This window comes from Mesorhizobium sp. B2-6-1, assembly GCF_006440475.1.
Lineage (GTDB): Bacteria > Pseudomonadota > Alphaproteobacteria > Rhizobiales > Rhizobiaceae > Mesorhizobium.
Genome location: NZ_VFUH01000007.1, coordinates 96,712 through 115,423 on the forward strand (window position 1 = coordinate 96,712; position 18,712 = coordinate 115,423).

The window sequence follows — 18,712 nt, forward strand, 5'->3', positions numbered from 1 at the left end:
GAAGGGTCGAGGGACGACGATACTTATGGGCCAGTGACGATGCTTCTGGAACGGCAGGCACAACTCGATCAGTTGGAGGAACTGCTCGCGGAGGCCGCGCGCGGTCGCGGCCGCGTGGCGGCATTGCTGGGCGAGGCCGGCGCCGGCAAGACGGCACTCGTCGAGGCGTTCGTAACCCGTGCCGGGCAGCACGTTTCCATATTCCGCAGCGCTTGCGAGGACCTGTCGATTCCCGATCCGCTGGGACCGCTCTATGATCTGGCCCGGGACGCGCAGTGGGCACTGCCCCGGGCAATCGACGACCGCCAAGGTCAGCGGCTGCCCCTGTTTTCAGACGCTCTCGAGGTTTTCGAGGCGAGGTCTCGGCCGGGTTTGCTGGTCATCGAGGATATGCACTGGGCCGACGACGCGACCCTGGATTTCGTCCGTTTCCTGGGCCGGCGCATCACCAACACGCATATGCTGGTGCTGTTCACGGCACGCACCGACCGCAGCGAAGGGCAGATGCGTGCGCGCCGGGTGCTCGGCGAAATTCCAGCCGGCAACGTCCAGCGCATCGAAGTGCCACTGCTCAGCGAGGCGGCGGTGTTGTCGCTTGCCGAAGCAGCCAACCGCGACGGCAGCGCAATCTATCGCGCCACCGCGGGCAACGCCTTCTTCGTCACCGAATTGCTGGCTGCCGAAAGCGAGATGATCCCGCCGGCCAGCGTCCGCGACGCCGTGCTGGCGCGTGCCGAGCGCCTGTCGCCGGGAGCGCGCTCGATGCTCGACGCGGTGTCTGTGTTTCCACGCCGCGCCGATGCCTGGGCGCTGCGCGGCCTCTGTGGCGTCGCCAGCGCCGGCCAGCTGGCGGAATGTGTCTCGAATGGCTTGCTCGACGATCTCGGCGATGGCTACGCCTTCCGGCACGAGATCGCCCGTCGCGCCATCGAGATGGCGCTGACCTCGAGCCGTCGGCGCGAATTCAACCAACGCGCGCTTTCCGCACTGCAGGAAAACGCCGAGGTGACTACCGCAAGGCTTGTGCACCATGCGGTGGAGGCCCAGAATCTTGAGGCGGTGCGCGAGCTTGCCCCGCTCGCAGCGCGCGAGGCTTCCCGCGTCGGCGCGCATCGCGATGCCGCCGGCTACTACGAGGTCGCCTTGCGGCATGCCGACAGCCTGCCGATGAGCGACCGGGCGAGGCTTTACGAAGGATATGCGTTTGAATGCCATCTGATCGGCCGCATCGATGCGGCCATCGAGGCGCAGAGCCAGGCGCGCCGGCTACAGCAGGCGCTGGGCGACACGCTCAGGGAGGGCGACAGCCTCAGATGCCTGTCGCGCTTCGCCTATCTGGTGGGTGACCGCGAACAGGCGGACCTGTTCGGGGCCCAGGCAGTGGAACTGCTGGAACAGGCGCCTGCCAGTCCGGAGCTTGCCATGGCCTATTCCAATCTCTCGCAGCTGGCGATGCTGGCCGAGAAGCTCGATGAGACGCTGCTGCTTGGCGGCAAGGCAGTCGCTCTGGCCGAACGGTTGAACAAGCCGGAGATAATCTGCCACGCGCTCAACAATCTTGGCTCGGCCGAGCAGTGGCTTGACCTGGCCAAAGGCCGGCTTCACCTCGCCCGCAGCCTTGAAATCGCGCTCGTGCAGAATTTCCAGGAGCACGCGGCACGCGGCTTCACCAATTGCGCCTGCGCCGAAATGAACCAGCTCGATCTTGTGCGCGCGCAATCCTTTCTCGACCGCGGCATTGCCTATTGCGTTGAGAACGACCTCGCGACCTGGCGCGACTATATGCGGGGCGTGCAGGCGCAGCTGCTTTTGCGACGCGGCCTTTGGGACGATGCGGCGGCCATGGCTCTCGACGTCATCGACGATGCTGCAACGACAGCCCTGGTGCGTTACCCATCCCTAGTCGCGCTGGCGAAACTGCGCATAAGGCGAGGCGATCCGGCTGGGCCGGTGCTGGAGGAAATGAAGCGGTTCCTGGACAGGGGAATGGAGCTGCAGCGGCTGGTGCCTTACACGGCGTCGATGGCCGAACTGGCATGGCTTGGGCAAGGCGACGCCAGTGAGGCGCTTCGCCTGATCGAGCTGGCAGAAAGCCTGTCGCCGACGAGGGCGATGTTCGCCGAACTGGCCGTCTGGCGGCTGCTCTTGTCGCCTGAAAGCGACCCTGGCGATACGACCGGCATGGCGGAGCCCTATCGCCTGCTGCTCGCCGGCGATTGGCACGGTGCCGCGACGCTGTGGGCCCGGCTGGGTGCTCCGTTCGAGCAGGCGCTCGCCCTGCTGCGCGGCGACGAGCCGGCCCTGCGCCTGGCCCTGGATATATTCGAGGGGCTCGGTGCCCGGCCGGTCGCCCAGCACGTCCGCGCCGTCATGCGGCAGAATGGCGTCAATAACATTGCAAGGGGACCGCGGCAGAGCACGCGCGCCAATCAAGCTGGCCTGACGCTGCGCCAGATGCAGGTCCTGCAACTGATCGAACGCGGTTTTTCCAACAAGAGAATAGCCGAGCACCTGACCATCTCACCGAAGACCGTCGATCATCATGTCTCGGCGGTGCTGGGCAAGCTGGACGCCATTTCGCGTGGCGAGGCGACCGCCGCCGCGCGCGATTCCGGGCTGATCTGAGCACGTAGGAATCGCGCCCGGATCAGAAATCCGGGAATGTGAGCCCTGCAGGTTTTCCTTACGCGAAAGCGCCGTGGCAGTGCTTGTATTTCTTGCCGGAGCCGCAGGGGCACGCTTCGTTGCGGCCGACCTTGCCCCAGGTGGCGGGGTTGTTGGGGTCGCGGTCTTCGGGGGCGACGATGGCGTTGCTTTCCTGGCGCACCAGAAGGGCGGTTTCGCCGCCTTCGAAATCGTTCTCGCCGGTGGTACCGTCAATATGCGTGCCGAACATGTCGGGGGCTTCCGGCGGCGGGGCCTCGGCAGCCTGGCGGACCAGTTCGACGCGCATCAGCTGCGCGGTGACGGCTTGGCGCAGATTGCCCAGCATCGCCTGGAACAGCTCGAACGCCTCGCTCTTGTATTCCTGCAAAGGATCGCGCTGGGCGTAGCCGCGGAAGCCGACAACCGAACGCAGATGGTCGAGATTGACGATGTGCTCGCGCCACAGATGGTCGAGCGTCTGCAGCACCACGGAGCGCTCGACATAGGTCATCACCTCGGGCCCGAAGCGCTCGGCGCGCTCCTTGGCGGCGGCGTCGGCGGCTTGCGTGATGCGCTCGCGAATGTCGTCCTCGGCGATGCCTTCTTCCTTGACCCATTCCTCAATCGGCAGGTCGAGATTGAGGAACTCGGCGACCTCGGCCTTCAACCCGGCGACATCCCACTGCTCGGCATAGGCGTTCTCGGGAATGGCCTTGGCAACGATCTCGTCGATAACGCCTTCGCGCATCTCGGCAATGGTCTCCGACAGGCCTTCGCCGTCCATCAGCTCGATGCGCTGTTCGAACACGACCTTGCGCTGGTCGTTGGAAACGTCGTCATATTTCAGAAGATTCTTGCGGATGTCGAAGTTGCGCGCCTCGACCTTCTTCTGCGCCTTTTCCAGCGCCTTGTTGATCCAGGGATGGATGATGGCCTCGTCTTCCTTGAGGCCGAGCTTCTGCAACATGCCGTCCATGCGCTCGGAGCCGAAGATGCGCATCAGATCGTCCTGCAGCGACAGGAAGAATTTCGAGCGGCCGGGGTCGCCCTGGCGGCCGGAGCGGCCACGAAGCTGGTTGTCGATGCGGCGTGACTCGTGGCGTTCGGTGGCGAGCACGTAGAGGCCGCCGGCAGCCAGCGCCTTTTCCTTCAGGCGCTCGACGTCGGCATAGATTTCCTTTTCCCGCGCCTCGCGCTCGGGCCCTTCGGGCATGTCGCCCAGTTCCTCGGCGATGCGCATCTCGGCATTGCCGCCGAGCTTGATGTCGGTGCCGCGGCCGGCCATGTTGGTGGCGATGGTGATGGCGCCGGGCTTGCCCGCCTGGGCGACGATCGCCGCCTCGCGCTCGTGATGGCGGGCGTTCAGCACCTCGAAATCCTTAAAACCTTCCTTGCGCAGCCGCTCGGCCAGTTGCTCGGACTTCTCGATCGAGGTGGTGCCGACCAGCGTGGGCTGGCCCTTGGCGCTGGCTTCGCGGATCTCCTTGACGATCGCCTTGTATTTTTCCTCGACCGTCCGGTAGACCTCGTCGTCCTCGTCCTTGCGGATGACCGGCAGGTTGGTCGGGATCTCGGTGACTTCGAGGCCGTAGATGTTGCCGAACTCCTCGGCCTCGGTCAGCGCCGTGCCGGTCATGCCGGAAAGCTTCTTGTAGAGGCGGAAATAGTTCTGGAAGGTAACGGAGGCGAGCGTCTGGTTCTCCGGCTGGATCGCCACATGCTCCTTGGCTTCAAGCGCCTGGTGCAGGCCTTCCGAATAGCGGCGGCCGGGCATCATGCGGCCGGTGAACTCGTCGATAATGACGATCTCACCATTGCGCACGATATAGTCCTTGTCGCGCTGGAACAGGCGGTGCGCCTTCAGCGCATTGTTGACGTGATGGACGATGGCGACGTTCTCGACGTCATAGAGCGACTCGCCCTTCAAGAGGCCGGCGTCGCGCAGCAGGTTCTCGAGCTTCTCGGTGCCTTCCTCGGTGAAGATGGAGGTCTTCTGCTTCTCGTCGATCTCATAATCCTGCGGCTGCAGCTGGATGATGAAAGTGTCGATGGTGTTGTACATTTCCGAACGGTCCTCGAGGGGACCGGAAATGATCAGCGGCGTGCGCGCCTCGTCGACCAGGATGGAATCGACTTCGTCGACGATCGCGTAGTTGTGACCGCGCTGCACCATCTGGGCGCGCTCGTACTTCATGTTGTCGCGCAGATAGTCGAAGCCGAGTTCGTTGTTGGTAGCATAGGTGACGTCGGCGGCGTAGGCGACGCGGCGCTCCTCGTCGGACAGGCCATGGACGATGACGCCGACCGAGAGGCCGAGGAACTTGTAGACACGGCCCATCCATTCGGAGTCGCGGGTGGCAAGATAATCGTTGACGGTGACGACGTGGACGCCATTGCCGGCCAGTGCATTGAGATAAACGGGCAAGGTCGCGACCAGCGTCTTGCCCTCACCGGTGCGCATCTCGGCGATGCCGCCATTGTGCAGCACTATGCCGCCGATCAGCTGGACGTCGAAAGGGCGCATGCCGAGCACGCGGCGCGCCGCCTCGCGGGCGGTGGCGAAGGCCGGGATCAGCAGGTCCTCGAGGCTGGCGCCGTTGGCGATGTCCTGGCGGAACTTTTCCGTGCGGCCGGCGAGCTCTGCATCGGAGAGCGCCCGCATCTCGTTTTCCATGGCATTGATCGCCTCGACACGGGGCCGGGTCGACTTGACCCTGCGGTCGTTGGAGGAGCCGAAAACCTTACGGGCGAGACCGCCGAGACTGACCATCCAATGGTCCTTTCGATAGAATTCTCAAACTGAGACGAGCGCCGGCCGGCCCCATCAAATCCACGTGAATGCGCCGCCTGTATACGGGCAACGCAAAAAGCGCCCGGAAAACGGTTCTGGACGCAAAGTCGTTGGACAGATAAGAGGGGGCTCAACTGATGTCAACGCCGCGCTGGCCCTGCCGGTCGCGCCAAATTCGGCCACAATCTGGCTGATCTGGAAGCCTCCCGTCCTTCACATCCTCATCGGAGTCATCTTAATGTCCTTGTTGTTCCGCCGTGCGTCGCTCGCCAGCCTCGGCCTGGCCGTCGGCCTGTCGGCTCTTTGCCTGTCGCCGCTGATGGCGCAGGAAACCGCACCAGCCCAGCCGGCACCACCAGCGGCACCGGCCGCACCGGCGGCACCGGTCGATCCGAATACAGTGGTTGCCACCGTCAACGGCCAACCCCTCACCGAAGCAGATCTCGTGCTTGCCGAAGGCGAGCTGTCGCAGCAGTTCGCGCAACTCCCGGCAGAGCAACGCCGCGCCGCGGCGCTTTCGGCCGCAATCGAGATCCGCGTCATGGCCGCCCAGGCCGTCTCGACCGGTCTTGACAAGGATCCCGATTTCCAGCGCCGCATGGCCTTCCTGCAGCAGCGCGCGCTGCATGGCGAGATGGTCGAGAAGGGCGTCGTCGACAAAGTCACCGACGCCGAGATCCGCGCCCGCTACGACCAGGAGATCGCCAACACGCCGCCGGTCAATGAGGTGCATGCCCGTCACATCCTCGTGAAGACGAAGGAAGAGGCCGAGGCAATCATCAAGCAACTCGACGGCGGCGCCGATTTCCAGAAGCTCGCCAACGAGCACACCTCGGATCCGAGCGGCAAGACCAGTGGCGGCGATCTCGGCTGGTTCGGACCTGGCCAGATGGTGCCGGAATTCGACAAGGCCGCTTTCGCGCTCGAGGTCGGCAAATACACCGAGCAGCCGGTGCAGTCGCAGTTCGGCTGGCATGTGATCAAGCTCGAGGACAAGCGCACCAAGCAGCCGCCGGCCTTCGACGACGTCAAGGACCAGGCCAAGCAGGCGGTCATCCGCGACAAGTATTTCGCGCTGGTCAAGTCGCTGCGCGCCGGGGCCAAGGTCGAGATCCCGGACGCCAATTTGAAGAAGGCCGTTGATACGCTGGAAAGCGCCAAGTAAACCAGAACGGTCTCGAAAAAGGGGCGCGGTGGCCAAAGGGCGCCGCGCCCTTTTTTGCGTCAGTTCAGCCGTCGGGCCCCTCTATGCCTCGCAGGAGATAGCGGACCACCTTGCGTATCGTCGCCTCGTCTTCGTCGAGCCGGTTGGTCAGGAGCTGCCGCCACGCATAGGAGGCCACCAGGTCGGCGGCCACAGCCGGATCGACATCGGCCGCGACCTCGCCCCTTGCCTTGGCGCGCTCGATGATCTGGCCGGTGTGGGCCCGGCGCCCGCCGGTATAGCCGGCAAGGGCCGCGGCCGCCGTTTCGTCCGACTGCGCCTCGGCGATCAGCGACCTGAACACGCTGCCCGACGACGTCTCGCGCCAGTGCGCGAACAGGTTCTTGAGGAAGCCGACGAGATCCTCTTCCAGTCTTCCCGTATCGGGAACATCGACGCGTTTCTGGCGCTGATAGACCTCCAGCAGCAGCGAGGCCTTGCTCGGCCACCAGCGATAGATGGTCGGCTTGCCGGCACGCGCCCGCCGCGCCACGGCCTCGATCGAGAAGCCGGCATAGCCGGCCTCGACCAACACTGCCTCGGCGGCATCGAGAATGGCTTCCGCGCTGTCGGGATTGCGCCGCGCTCCGATGGATTTACGCGCCGTATCCACCACTTCGGCCATCCTGTCGCCCTCGCCGTCGGTTTAGGCCGGCAATATAAGTGATCCGACGATGGAACGAAACGGCCCGTTCTTGGCGGCTGACGCAGGAGACATTTGCCTGCCATGTCTCCCGCACGATGCGCAGGCCGCCATGGTGCTGACCAACTCCGGCCGCGTGCCCGCACCGAGTCGCAACGATCGCAACTTGGGCGGGGCGGCGCCAACGAACTGCGACGGAGCCGGCTGCGAACCGGTCAGGGCCAATTCCGGTTCTCACGCGGCCACCAAAACGCCTTGCGCGGGCGCGCCGTATCGGGCAAACCGGCGTTTCTCCGCCGATTTTTCCCGTCCGAGGTTCCATGTCCACGACGATTTCGCCGCTCGCGCCGAAGAAATACCCCAAGATGCCTGAGATCGAGGGGGTGCGCATCGCCACCGCCGAAGCGGGGATAAAATACAAGAACCGCACCGATCTCCTGGCCATGGTCTTCGAGCCCGGCACGGCGGTCGCCGGCGTGTTCACAAAGTCGAAATGCCCCTCGGCGCCAGTCGATTTCTGCCGGCAGAACCTTGCCGCGGGCAAGGCCCGGGTGCTCGTCGTCAATTCCGGCAACGCCAACGCCTTCACCGGCAAGAAGGGCCGGGACTCCACCGCGCTGACGGGCGAAGCGGCAGCCAAGGCTGCCGGCTGCACGCCAGGCGAGGTGTTCCTGGCCTCGACCGGTGTCATCGGCGAGCCGCTTGACACAACCAAGTTCAGCCATCTGCTGGCTGGTCTGGTCAGCAACGGCAAGCCCGACCTGTGGACCGAGGCGGCCAAGGCCATCATGACCACGGACACTTATCCGAAGGTGGCGACGCAGACCGTTAAGCTCGGCGAGACCGATGTCACCATCAACGGCATTTCCAAGGGCGCCGGCATGATCGCACCCGACATGGCCACGATGCTGTCCTTTGTCGCCACCGATGCGCCGATCGCCGCCCCCGTGCTGCAGGATCTGCTGTCGCGCGGCACGGCCAAGACCTTCAACGCGGTGACCGTCGACAGCGACACCTCCACAAGCGACACGCTGCTGCTCTTCGCCACCGGAAAGGCCGCCAAACGCGGCGCGCCGGAGATAACCGACCCCAAGGATGCCCGTCTGGGGGCCTTCCGCCGTGCGCTCGGCAAAGTGCTGAAGTCGCTGGCGCTGCAAGTGGTGCGCGACGGTGAGGGCGCCCGCAAGCAGGTCGAAGTCACCGTTACCGGCGCGAAATCGGCGCGCTCGGCCAAGCGCATCGCGCTCTCGATCGCCAATTCGCCGCTGGTCAAGACGGCGGTCGCCGGCGAGGACGCCAATTGGGGCCGCGTCGTCATGGCCGTCGGCAAGGCCGGCGAGCCGGCTGACCGCGACCGCCTGTCGATCTGGTTCGGCGACAACAGGCTGGCGCATGAGGGCGAGCGCGATCCGGCCTATTCGGAGGAAGCGACCTCGGCGTATATGAAGCGCGACGACATCCGCATCCGCGCCGATATCGGCATCGGCCGCGGCAAGGCGACGGTGTGGACCTGCGACCTCACCAAGGAATACGTCGCCATCAATGGCGACTACCGGAGCTGACGGACTTGGTTTCCAAACATCCGGCCAGCATGCTGGCGACAGTGCGCCGCTATGAGGCGGCCGGGTTCCGCGCCTGGCCCGCGGCGGCAGTCCATTATGACGGCACCTGGGTGGTGCGGCTGACGGCCGGGCATCCGGCCAAGCGGCTGAATTCTGTCAATCCGCTCGACCCCGGCGACACCCAGCATATTGCCGACCGCATCGGTCGCGCCAGCCGTCGTTTCGATGCCTATGGCAGGCCGCTGACCTTCCGCATGTCGCCGCTATCGGGTCCGGATCTCGCCAGCCATCTCGACCGCGAGGGTTGGAGCCGGTTCGACGAATCGCTGGTGATGCGGCTGCCGCTGGCCGATGCCCAGCTCGATGCCGCCATGGACCAGATCCCGTTGAAGGACATCAGCCGCTTCATCGGCGCATCGCTCAAGGTCAGCGGCTCGGACGCGTCGCTGCGGCCAGGCCTGTCGGAGATCATCGGCGCCATCCAGCCCGAGGCCGGGCTGTTCGCGCTCGAGGCTGGAGCGGAACCACTGGCCACGCTGATCTGCGTCCATGACGGCGATCTCGCCGGCCTGTTCGAGGTCGCCACCGACAAGTCGGCACGCAACAAGGGCCACGGCCGCAACCTGATCCTGTCGGCGCTGAAATGGGCGCGGCTGCGCGGCGCGCGGGAAGCCTGGCTGCAGGTCGAGGCCGGCAATGTGCCGGCGCTGGCGCTCTATCATTCGCTCGGCTTCGACGAGGTCTATCGCTACCACTACCGCCGGCCGCCTGTTCATGGGTGAAATCGGGCATGAATGATGTGACGATCGCCGGCAAGCGCCTGCTCCTGGTCGCCGCCTGCGCCCTGGTCGACGCCGACGGGCGCGTGCTCCTGGCGCAGCGGCCCGAGGGCAAGCAGCTTGCCGGGCTCTGGGAGTTTCCCGGCGGCAAGGTCGAGCCCGGCGAGACGCCGGAGCAATGCCTTATCCGCGAGCTCTATGAGGAGATCGGCATCGAGACCGAGATCCCGTGCCTGGCACCGCTCACCTTCGCCAGTCATAGCTACGACGATTTCCATCTTTTGATGCCGCTTTTCATCTGCCGCCGCTTTCGCGGCATCGCCCAGCCGAAGGAGGGGCAGGCGCTGAAATGGGTGCGGCCCAGGCAGATGCGCGACTACCCGATGCCGCCGGCCGACGCTCCGCTGATCCCGTTCCTGATCGACCTCCTGTAGGCGAACAGAACCGCTAGCGGCCTGTGGCTGAGCGGAGCTGCGGGGCGCATAAACCAGCATTAATGGAAGATTTATCTCATCATGAAAAATTGATGCAAGGCTGCCTCGTCGCGGCCGTGCCGGCGATTTTCTGGGGAGCGACAGCATGAGCCTAGACAGGGATTGGGATTCGATCCGGCCCGACCGCAGTTTTCGCGCCGCGGATGCGGGCATGGGCGTGCTGCGCGTCACGCTGCTGTTCGGGTCGGCCGCGGTGGCGCTGGCCCTGATCGCAACGCCCTTCCTCGAGAGCCAGACGCGCTCGCAATCGGCTCGGAATTTTGCCAGCGGTCTCGACATGACTGCCACTGGTTCGATCACTCGTCGCGATACCTATACGGTGCGCCGCAGCGTGCTTCAGCCGCAGCCCGATTCGGTCTGCATCATCCGATCCGACGGCCGGACCAGCGGCGACTGCTGATCGGGTCCAAGACATTTTCAGAGGCGGCGGTTTCATCGCCTATTAAGCCTGTGCCGTTAACCTTTCTTAACAGGTCGGCGGTATGGTTCCGGCAAGAGGGATCGACGTGATGAAAACAGTGCTGCTGCGTTTCCTGAACGATGAAAAGGGCGCCACGGCCGTCGAATACGGCTTGATCGTCGCCGTACTGTCGCTGACGATCGTCGGCGGCATCAGCCAGGTCTTCAACGCGATCACCTGGCTGTTCAGCGACAATGGCAGCAGGCTTGCCAACGCTTTCGCACCCTGATCTGGCTGTCCGCGTCCGCGGACACTGTCATTGCCCCTTGGGCTGCTCCAACACAGTCTTCAGCGAGATCTTGGCCGAACCCGGCTTGAGCGGCTTTTGCTGCGATGCATCGGGCGCCCAGCCGGACATCCAGACCATCGAAAAGCTTGCGCGGATGCGGCCGTCGGGATCCGAAAACCGCTCGGCGTAGATTTGCGCGGCGCGGGCGAACAGCTGGCGTGTGCCCGGCCGCCGGCTGCGATCGGCAAGCGCGCTGGTTTCGCCCATGGCGCGCAAATCGGCCATCAGGTTGAAAAGACTGTCATAGCGCACCGTCACCGTCTCGACATCGGCGACCGGCAGAGCGAGGCCGGCGCGCTGCAGCAGCGCTCCCGCGTCGCGAACGTCGGTGAACGGAATGACGCGCGGGCTGGCGCCGCCGTAAAGCTCGGTCTCGGCCGCCAGCAGGCTTTCACGCAATTCGCCGAGCGTGCCGGCGCCGGCGAAGGCGCCGAGGAAAAGCCCGTCCGGACGCAGCGCACGGCGGATCTGCACCAGCATGCCGGGAATGTCGTTCATGGCCTGCAACGAAAGAAGCGACACCGCCAGGTCGAGGCTTTGCGGCTCGAAGGGCACGGTTTCCAGCGGCGCGACCATGCCGGCGGAATCGCCCAGGAAAGCCGCATCCGCCTCGACACGGACGATGTCCGCCACCTTGCCGCTCGCGGCGAGGATGTCGGCTGCGGCCGACGTCTGGCAAAACAGCACCGCTGCCTTGCTAAACCTGCGCTCCACGGCACCCAGCCGGTCGGCAAGATCGTCGGCACTGCGCCGCATCAGGAAGTCCGCGCCGCCGACCGGATGATCGAGCGCGCGCCGCTTGTGCGCCAGCCACAGTGAGGTGTCCATTATCGGCAGCAAACGGGCAGATCCTTTGTTTGTCCATTCCCCGATGGAGTTGATATAGTGGCGCACAGCACCCACCACGTGGCCGATCCCATGCCCAAGATCAAGCCTCTGGACATCAGGAACCTTGCACGGTCGGCGGCGAACTGGCCGGCGCGCATCCTGTTCCCGCCTGTCTGCGCCGGCTGCCGCAGGCATGTCTCGCAGCCCGGCGTTCTGTGCGGCGCCTGCTGGCCGAAGTTGCGCCTCCTGGAGCGGCCCTGGTGCCCGGTGATGGGCACGCCGTTCACCCACCATATGGGCGAGGGCTTTCTGTCCGCCGAGGCGATCGCCGATCCGCCGCCCTTCGAGCGGGCGCGGGCGGCCGTCGCGTATTCCGGCGTCGCCCGCCAGATGGTGCAGGGGCTGAAGTACCAGGATCGCACCGACCTGGCGCCGTGGATGGCGCGCTGGATGCTGCGCGCGGGCGCCGACCTCATTGCCGAGGCGGATGTGGTGGTGCCGGTGCCGCTGCACTGGCGCCGCTTCTTCAGGCGGCGGTTCAACCAGTCGGCGGAATTGGCGAGGGCGGTCTGCGAGCTCAGCGGCCTGTCTTTCGCACCCTCGGCCATGCGGCGTGTCAAGCTCACGCGCCAGCAGGTCGGGCTGGAGCGCAAGGACCGCGAGGAGAATGTGCGGGCCGCCTTTCGCGTGCCTGCTGAAGCGGAAATCGAGATCGCCGGCCGCCGCGTGCTTTTGATCGACGACGTCTACACCACGGGCGCCACGGTTCGCGCCGCCAGCAAGGCGCTGAAAAAAGCAGGGGCCGGCGCCGTCGACGTGCTGACCTTCGCACGCGTGCTGCCGGGGGACTTTCGGGCCGACGAGTCCACGACTATATAAGTCGGCAACAAACAGTGGAAATTCGTCATGGTCGACGTCACCATCTATACACGCATGATGTGCGGCTACTGCACGGCCGCCAAGCGGCTGCTCGAGCGCAAGGGCATCGCCTATACGGAGCATGACGCGTCGTTTTCACCGGAACTGCGCCAGGAGATGATTTCGCGCGCCCATGGCCGCACAACCTTTCCGCAGATTTTCGTCGGCGACACGCATGTCGGCGGCTGCGACGACCTCCACGAGCTGGAGGCGCAAGGCCGACTGGACAAGTTGCTCGCCAATGGCTCGACGAATTGAGGATATGACGATGGGTGTTTTCAAGGCGGCCGCGATCCAGATGCGTTCGGGGGAGAGGCCGGAGCGCAACGCAATCGAGCTCGAGCGGCTGGTGCGCGAGGCAGCCGGCCAGGGGGCGAGCTACATCCAGACACCGGAAATGACCGGAGCGCTGGTGCGTGACAAGAAGGCCGCGTCTTTCACCTCAGAGGACAAGGACATCATCGTCGGGACCGCCCGCCGACTGGCCCGCGAACTTGGCGTCCACCTGCATATCGGCTCGACCGCCATCCTGCGCGCCGACGGCAAGCTCGCCAACCGGGCGCTGCTGTTCGGTCCGGACGGCGCCACGCTCGCCTCCTATGACAAGATCCATATGTTCGACGTCGATCTCGACAATGGCGAGAGCTGGCGCGAATCCGCGACCTACGAGCCCGGCACGGAGGCGGTCGTCACGACCATCGAAGGCGCCAAGCTGGGCTTTGCCGTCTGTTATGACCTGCGGTTTCCGCAACTGTTCCGCGCCGAGGCGCTAGCCGGCGCCGACCTGCTTTCCGTGCCCGCCGCCTTCACCCGCCAAACCGGCGAGGCGCATTGGCACGTGCTGCTCAGGGCCCGCGCCATCGAGAACGGCGCCTATGTCGTGGCCGCTGCGCAAGGCGGCCTTCACGAGGACGGCCGCGAAACCTATGGCCATTCGCTGATCGTCGATCCGTGGGGCCGCGTCATCGCGGAGGCGGCGCACAATGAGCCGGCGGTGATCGTCGCCGAGATCGACTCCGCGCAGTCGCTGGCGGCTCGCAAGAAGATCCCCAATCTGAAAAATGCGCGGGATTTCGCTATCAATGCCGGTTCGTCCGAGGCATCGCGTCTCAGGGGAGCGGCCTCTTGATCCGCTTCTCCCTGATCTGCGAAAACGATCACGAGTTCGAGGGCTGGTTCCGCAGCAATGACGATTTCGACACGCAGAAGAAGCGTGGCTTCGTCGATTGCCCGACCTGCGGCTCGCACAAGGTGGAGAAAGCCCTGATGGCGCCGGCCGTGTCGACGGCGCGCAAGCAGGAAACGATAGCGCTCGCCATGGGCGAGGCGCAGAAGCAGGCGCTGGCGCAGCTGAAGGCAATGGCCGAGAAGGTTCGCGAGAATGCCGATTACGTCGGCGACAAATTCGCCGAAGAAGCGCGCAAGATCCATTTCGGCGAGACCGACCCGCGCGGCATCTATGGCGAGGCGACGCTGGAGGAGGCCAAGAGTCTGGCCGAGGACGGCGTCGAGTTCATGCCGATCCCGGTGTTTCCGGAGGATCGGAACTGAGCGGTCAGCTTACGCTGCCGATCAATTTTTCAAGCAGGCGCGAAAGCGTTTCCCGTTCGGCTTGCGTCAGGCCGGAAAGAATCTCGTGCTCGTTGGCGACGTGGGCCGTAACGGCCTCGTCGATCAAAGCGAGACCTTTTTCAGTCAACCGCACGACGATGCCGCGCCGGTCATTGGGGCGCGGACCGCGCACGATCAACCCTGAGGTTTCGAGCCGGTCGAGCCGGTTGGTCATGGCGCCCGAGGTCACCATCGTCGCCTCGTAAAGGGCGGTCGGGGTCAGCGCGTAGGGCGCGCCCGAGCGGCGCAACGTCGCCAGCACGTCGAATTCGCCGGCCTGCAATCCATAGCGCGCAAACAACGGCGCGAGGCGCTCGCGGGCAATCAGCGAGGATGCTTCATTCAACCGCCCGATCACGCCCATCGGCGAGACGTCAAGGTCCGGCCGCTCCCTGTTCCATTGTTCGATCGCCTTTGCCGCCCTGTCCATCTACTCTGCCATGTATCTTGACGTTAAGAATCTTTTCGTTATCTTATCGGAAAATGAAGTGGCGGCCAAGTGCCGGCGACGATGACGAGGACCATCAGATGAAATTTCTCTGGGATTCGGCGCTTGGCCTGTTGGTCGTGACGGGCGGCCTGCTTGGCCTCACGCTGCCGTTCGGCAAGCTTGCGACCGCCGCCGGCGTTCCAGCCATGGTCTGGGCCTTCGTCATCTCGCTCGGCGCCGGCGGCGTGCTGTTGCTGGCTCTCCTGCTGCGTGGCGAGCGCATCAAGCTTACGGCGCGCAAGCTGCGCTATTTCTTCGTCACGGCGGCGGTGTCCTATGCCTTTCCCAACCTCTTGATGTTTTCGGCCATCCCGCATCTCGGCGCGGGATACACGGGCATCATGTTCACGCTATCGCCGGTGATCACGCTCGTGTTCTCGATCTTGCTTGGCGTTCGGCGCCCCAACCTGCTCGGCGTCATCGGCATTGCGGTCGGCTTCATCGGTGCGGTCATGGTCGCGCTCACACGCGGCGAAGCTGGCCAACCGGCCGATTATTTCTGGGTAACGATCGGATTGCTGATCCCGGTCAGCCTTGCCGCGGGCAACATCTACCGCACCGTCGACTGGCCCGAAGGAACCGGCCCGATCGAGCTTGCCGTGGGCAGCCATCTGGCGTCGGCGACCTTGCTTCTCCTCGGCATCCTGACGCTTTTCGGCTGGCAAGCGTTTGTTCCGCTGGGCGCGGTACCGCCTGTGGTCGTCGCGCAGATGGCGTCGGCTTCGGCAATGTTTGCCTTCTTCTTCCGGCTGCAGGCGGTGGGCGGCCCGGTCTATCTCAGCCAGATCGGCTATGTGGCGGCGGCCGTCGGGCTGTTCGCGGGCACGATCTTCCTCGGCGAACACTATCAGCTGCTGACCTGGGCAGGCGCTGTCATCATCACGGCCGGCGTGTTCATCACCACCAAGGCGCAAAGCCGGCCCAGCGCGAAGGCGCAGAGTCAGGCGGCGTGAGCCGGTTCAGACCGTGCCCTTTTCCGCCAGCACCATGTAGTTGACGTCCATGTCTTTCGACCGCTGCCAGCGGTCGGCAAGCGGGTGGTAGACGACGCCGGTGCGGTCGATGACGGTCAGGCCGGCGCCGCTGAGCGCCTTTTCCAGCTCTTCCGGGCGCACCAGCTTGCCGAACTGATGAGTGCCGCGCGGCAGCCAGCGCAGCACATATTCGGCGCCGATGATGGCCAGCCCTAGCGCCTTCAGCGTGCGGTTGATCGTGGCCACGAACATGATGCCGCCGGGCTTGACCATCTCGCCGCATTTGGCGACGAACAGGCCGATGTCGGCGACATGCTCGACCACTTCCATATTGAGGATAACGTCGAATTTTTCGCCGGCGTCGGCCAGGTCCTCGGCCGTGGTGGCGCGGTAGTCGATCGTCACGCCAACTTCGGCGGCGTGCAATTTGGCCACTTCGATATTGGTGGCGGAAGCATCGGCGCCGACCACTTCGGCGCCAAGCCGCGCCATCGGCTCGCACAGCAGGCCGCCGCCGCAACCGATGTCGAGAAAGCGCAGGCCCTCGAATGGCCGTGCCGCGCGCGGATCGCGGCCGAAGCGCGTTGCCACCTGGTCGCGTATGTAGGCAAGCCGGATGGGGTTGAACTTGTGCAGCGGCCGGAACTTGCCGTTCGGGTTCCACCATTCGGCGGCAAGGGCGGAAAAGCGCTCCACTTCTCCGGCATCGATCGTCGATCGTCGGGGCTCTGGCATCGATTGGTCTCCTCGGACGCTAGCAAGTCGGGCGTGGGGGAGGGAAAGTCAAGGCTGCATTTTCGCCTGCTGACAGTGCGAGGCCGGCACCGCCGACAAGCGCCCTCTATTGCCGGCGGCGCCCTGTCAGGACGTGTCAGCTCAGGGAGCACCTCGGCCGAAACAAAAAAGCGGCGGCGTGCGAAAAAGGGAAGATCGTGTTGAGAAAAGGAGATGGCCGTGATTCAGACCGCATCGATCCTTTGGCGCAGGCTCGACCTTGAAGGTCACGATTCCTGCATGCTCTCGCAGCGGCCCGGCGGGCACCGCCTGAAGGGGCAGGCCATCTTCCTGCAAGACGACAAGCCGTGTTGCATCGCCTACGAGGTGGATTGCGATGCCGGCTGGCACACGCGCTCGGCACGGGTCGAGGGCTTTCTCGGCCCGCAAGAGCTTTCCCTGGGGATCGAACGCCGCGCCGACGGCTCCTGGGCGCTGAATGGCGAGCCGCAGCCGGAGGTGGCCGGCCTGATAGACGTCGATCTCGGCTTCACGCCGGCTTCGAACCTCCTGGCGATCCGCCGGTTCGCGCTCGCCGTCGGCGAAGCGACGCCCGCGCCGGCCGCCTATCTGGCCTTTCCCGGGCTCAGAATGACGCGGATCGAGCAGACCTACCGGCGCCTCGACCCGGCCCGCTACGCCTATGCCGCGCCGGCGTTCGGCTATGAGGCGGTTCTGGAGGTCTCTCCACTCGGCTTCGTGCTCGACTATCCGGATTTGTGGAAGAGCGTCGCCCGCCCGGGCTGAGGTCCGCCGCTCTGAGAGCCTTGCCGGTAGCGGCGCTGCGCAAAATGGAGTTCCAGTCCAGCAGGCACGTGGCGCCCTTCTTGTGCGCCATCGCTTGCGAAGCCTGGATGTTTTGGCTAAGGAGGCCGCGCATTCAGCGGCCGGCGCCAGCCGGGCGCTTTCCTCGGTTTTCGGCGCAGAGCCGGCTTCAGTCAAAGGCATTTCGCTTCCATGGCGCGCATCGTGATGAAATTCGGCGGAACCTCCGTCGCCGACATCGCCCGCATCCGCAATGTGGCGCGTCACGTCAAACGGGAGGTCGATGCCGGTCACGAGGTGGCGGTGGTGGTCTCGGCGATGGCCGGCAAGACCAACGAACTGGTCGGCTGGACGCGCGAGGCCTCGCCGATGCACGACGCGCGCGAATATGATGCCGTCGTCGCGTCCGGCGAGCAGGTGACGGCAGGCCTCCTGGCGATCACCTTGCAGAACATGGGCGTGCACGCCCGCTCCTGGCAGGGCTGGCAGATCCCGATCAAGACCGACAACGCGCATGGCGCGGCACGCATCCTCGACATCGACGGCGCTTTCCTGGTCAAACGCTTCGGCGAGGGCCAGGTGGCCGTCATCGCAGGTTTCCAGGGCATCGGACCGGACAACCGCATCGCAACGCTTGGTCGTGGCGGCTCCGACACCAGCGCGGTGGCGATCGCGGCCTCCGTCAAAGCCGACCGCTGCGACATCTATACCGACGTCGACGGCGTCTACACCACCGATCCGCGCATCGAGCCGAAGGCGCGGCGGCTGGCCAAGATATCGTTCGAGGAAATGCTTGAAATGGCCTCGCTCGGCGCCAAGGTTCTGCAGGTGCGTTCGGTCGAGCTTGCCATGGTGCACAGGGTGCGTACCTTCGTGCGGTCGTCCTTCGACGATCCCGACGCGCCCGGAATGGGGGATTTGCTCAATCCGCCCGGAACGCTTATTTGCGACGAGGAAGAGATCGTGGAACAGCAGGTCGTCACCGGAATTGCCTATGCCAAGGACGAGGCGCAGATTTCGCTGCGCCGTGTCGGCGACCGACCGGGCGTTGCCGCCGGCATTTTCGGGCCGCTGGCCGAGGCCAACATCAACGTAGACATGATCGTCCAGAACATTTCCGAGGACGGCAAGCTTACCGACATGACCTTCACGGTGCCCTCCGGAGACGTGGACAAAGCGCTGGCCGTGCTCGACCGGCTGAAGGCCGATGTCGGCTATGACGTCGTGCAGTCGGAAGCCGGCATGTCGAAGGTCTCGGTCATCGGCATCGGCATGAGAAGCCATGCCGGCGTTGCCGCCACCGCCTTCAAGGCGCTGGCCGACAAGGCGATCAACATCCGCGCCATCACCACCTCCGAGATCAAGATTTCGATACTGATCGACGGTCCTTACACGGAACTCGCGGTTCGCACTTTGCATTCCGTCTACGGTCTGGATAAGCAGTAGCAGACTGAATCAGTTGTTGCGTGCGTGCCGGCGGCGGC

General features: G+C 65.0%; 19 protein-coding genes. 14 read left to right on the forward strand and 5 right to left on the reverse strand.

From position 1 onward, the window contains the following. Positions 1-39 precede the first annotated feature (39 nt). Positions 40-2,625: an AAA family ATPase gene (locus FJ443_RS16250; protein WP_140633328.1), complete on the forward strand. Its 2,586-nt coding sequence runs from the start codon at positions 40-42 to the stop codon at positions 2,623-2,625. Positions 2,626-2,683: 58 nt separating this feature from the next. Here the strand turns inward: FJ443_RS16250 and secA are convergent, their stop codons facing one another. Further along, complete coding sequence (gene secA, locus FJ443_RS16255) at positions 2,684-5,416, reverse strand: preprotein translocase subunit SecA (RefSeq protein ID WP_140664862.1); 2,733 nt, start codon at positions 5,414-5,416, stop codon at positions 2,684-2,686. 259 nt (positions 5,417-5,675) lie between these two features. Between secA and FJ443_RS16260 the strand changes: the two genes are divergently transcribed. Then, entirely contained in the window at positions 5,676-6,602 is a 927-nt protein-coding gene (locus FJ443_RS16260; protein WP_140625585.1) for a peptidylprolyl isomerase, read from the forward strand. Positions 6,603-6,666: 64 nt separating this feature from the next. Here FJ443_RS16260 and FJ443_RS16265 read toward each other — a convergent pair whose 3' ends face one another. Continuing rightward, on the reverse strand, positions 6,667-7,266 hold the full coding sequence (locus FJ443_RS16265; protein WP_140664865.1) for a TetR/AcrR family transcriptional regulator: 600 nt from the start codon (positions 7,264-7,266) through the stop codon (positions 6,667-6,669). Between the two features lie 338 nt (positions 7,267-7,604). On the opposite strand from FJ443_RS16265, the gene argJ reads away from it, so the two are divergent. The 5 genes from argJ to FJ443_RS16290 all read left to right on the forward strand — a co-directional run bounded on the left by argJ (position 7,605) and on the right by FJ443_RS16290 (position 10,808). Next, positions 7,605-8,846 (forward strand): bifunctional glutamate N-acetyltransferase/amino-acid acetyltransferase ArgJ, encoded by a 1,242-nt coding sequence (gene argJ / locus FJ443_RS16270; RefSeq protein ID WP_140500913.1) that lies wholly within the window; start codon positions 7,605-7,607, stop codon positions 8,844-8,846. Positions 8,847-8,875: 29 nt separating this feature from the next. Then, positions 8,876-9,628, forward strand: coding sequence for a GNAT family N-acetyltransferase (locus FJ443_RS16275; protein WP_140500961.1), 753 nt, complete (start codon positions 8,876-8,878; stop codon positions 9,626-9,628). A gap of 8 nt (positions 9,629-9,636) precedes the next feature. After that, on the forward strand, positions 9,637-10,059 hold the full coding sequence (locus FJ443_RS16280) for a (deoxy)nucleoside triphosphate pyrophosphohydrolase (RefSeq protein ID WP_140500914.1): 423 nt from the start codon (positions 9,637-9,639) through the stop codon (positions 10,057-10,059). 145 nt (positions 10,060-10,204) lie between these two features. Beyond that, positions 10,205-10,519: a hypothetical protein gene (locus FJ443_RS16285; protein ID WP_140500915.1), complete on the forward strand. Its 315-nt coding sequence runs from the start codon at positions 10,205-10,207 to the stop codon at positions 10,517-10,519. A gap of 109 nt (positions 10,520-10,628) precedes the next feature. After that, positions 10,629-10,808: a Flp family type IVb pilin gene (locus FJ443_RS16290; protein ID WP_140500916.1), complete on the forward strand. Its 180-nt coding sequence runs from the start codon at positions 10,629-10,631 to the stop codon at positions 10,806-10,808. A gap of 27 nt (positions 10,809-10,835) precedes the next feature. Here FJ443_RS16290 and FJ443_RS16295 read toward each other — a convergent pair whose 3' ends face one another. After that, a complete protein-coding gene (locus tag FJ443_RS16295; RefSeq protein ID WP_140664868.1) occupies positions 10,836-11,708 on the reverse strand; it encodes a methyltransferase domain-containing protein in 873 nt (290 codons plus the stop codon). A gap of 66 nt (positions 11,709-11,774) precedes the next feature. Between FJ443_RS16295 and FJ443_RS16300 the strand changes: the two genes are divergently transcribed. Genes FJ443_RS16300 through FJ443_RS16315 form a run of 4 tightly spaced genes read left to right on the forward strand, consistent with a single transcriptional unit; the run spans position 11,775 to position 14,165 of the window. Continuing rightward, positions 11,775-12,575 carry a ComF family protein gene (locus FJ443_RS16300; RefSeq protein WP_140500963.1) on the forward strand — a complete coding sequence of 267 codons (801 nt, stop codon included), beginning with the start codon at positions 11,775-11,777 and terminating at the stop codon, positions 12,573-12,575. A gap of 27 nt (positions 12,576-12,602) precedes the next feature. Beyond that, complete coding sequence (gene grxC, locus FJ443_RS16305) at positions 12,603-12,872, forward strand: glutaredoxin 3 (RefSeq protein ID WP_140500918.1); 270 nt, start codon at positions 12,603-12,605, stop codon at positions 12,870-12,872. Positions 12,873-12,882: 10 nt separating this feature from the next. After that, positions 12,883-13,743, forward strand: coding sequence for a carbon-nitrogen hydrolase family protein (locus FJ443_RS16310; protein ID WP_140558162.1), 861 nt, complete (start codon positions 12,883-12,885; stop codon positions 13,741-13,743). Next, the gene (locus FJ443_RS16315; RefSeq protein ID WP_140558163.1) at positions 13,740-14,165 is read left to right on the forward strand and encodes a DUF1178 family protein; all 426 of its coding nucleotides are present in this window, start codon (positions 13,740-13,742) and stop codon (positions 14,163-14,165) included. Before FJ443_RS16310 ends, FJ443_RS16315 begins: the two co-directional genes overlap by 4 nt. A 4-nt stretch (positions 14,166-14,169) precedes the next feature. On the opposite strand, the gene FJ443_RS16320 is transcribed toward FJ443_RS16315, so the two are convergent. Beyond that, on the reverse strand, positions 14,170-14,655 hold the full coding sequence (locus FJ443_RS16320; RefSeq protein ID WP_140584065.1) for a MarR family transcriptional regulator: 486 nt from the start codon (positions 14,653-14,655) through the stop codon (positions 14,170-14,172). Between the two features lie 98 nt (positions 14,656-14,753). Here FJ443_RS16320 and FJ443_RS16325 point away from each other — a divergent pair, with 98 nt between their 5' ends. Further along, entirely contained in the window at positions 14,754-15,668 is a 915-nt protein-coding gene (locus FJ443_RS16325) for a DMT family transporter (RefSeq protein ID WP_140584066.1), read from the forward strand. Between the two features lie 6 nt (positions 15,669-15,674). Here FJ443_RS16325 and ubiG read toward each other — a convergent pair whose 3' ends face one another. Continuing rightward, positions 15,675-16,424 (reverse strand): bifunctional 2-polyprenyl-6-hydroxyphenol methylase/3-demethylubiquinol 3-O-methyltransferase UbiG, encoded by a 750-nt coding sequence (ubiG, locus tag FJ443_RS16330; protein ID WP_140584067.1) that lies wholly within the window; start codon positions 16,422-16,424, stop codon positions 15,675-15,677. Between the two features lie 213 nt (positions 16,425-16,637). On the opposite strand from ubiG, the gene FJ443_RS16335 reads away from it, so the two are divergent. Beyond that, positions 16,638-17,210: a putative glycolipid-binding domain-containing protein gene (locus tag FJ443_RS16335; protein ID WP_140664872.1), complete on the forward strand. Its 573-nt coding sequence runs from the start codon at positions 16,638-16,640 to the stop codon at positions 17,208-17,210. Positions 17,211-17,420: 210 nt separating this feature from the next. Then, on the forward strand, positions 17,421-18,674 hold the full coding sequence (locus FJ443_RS16340) for an aspartate kinase (protein ID WP_140500924.1): 1,254 nt from the start codon (positions 17,421-17,423) through the stop codon (positions 18,672-18,674). Positions 18,675-18,712 lie beyond the last annotated feature (38 nt).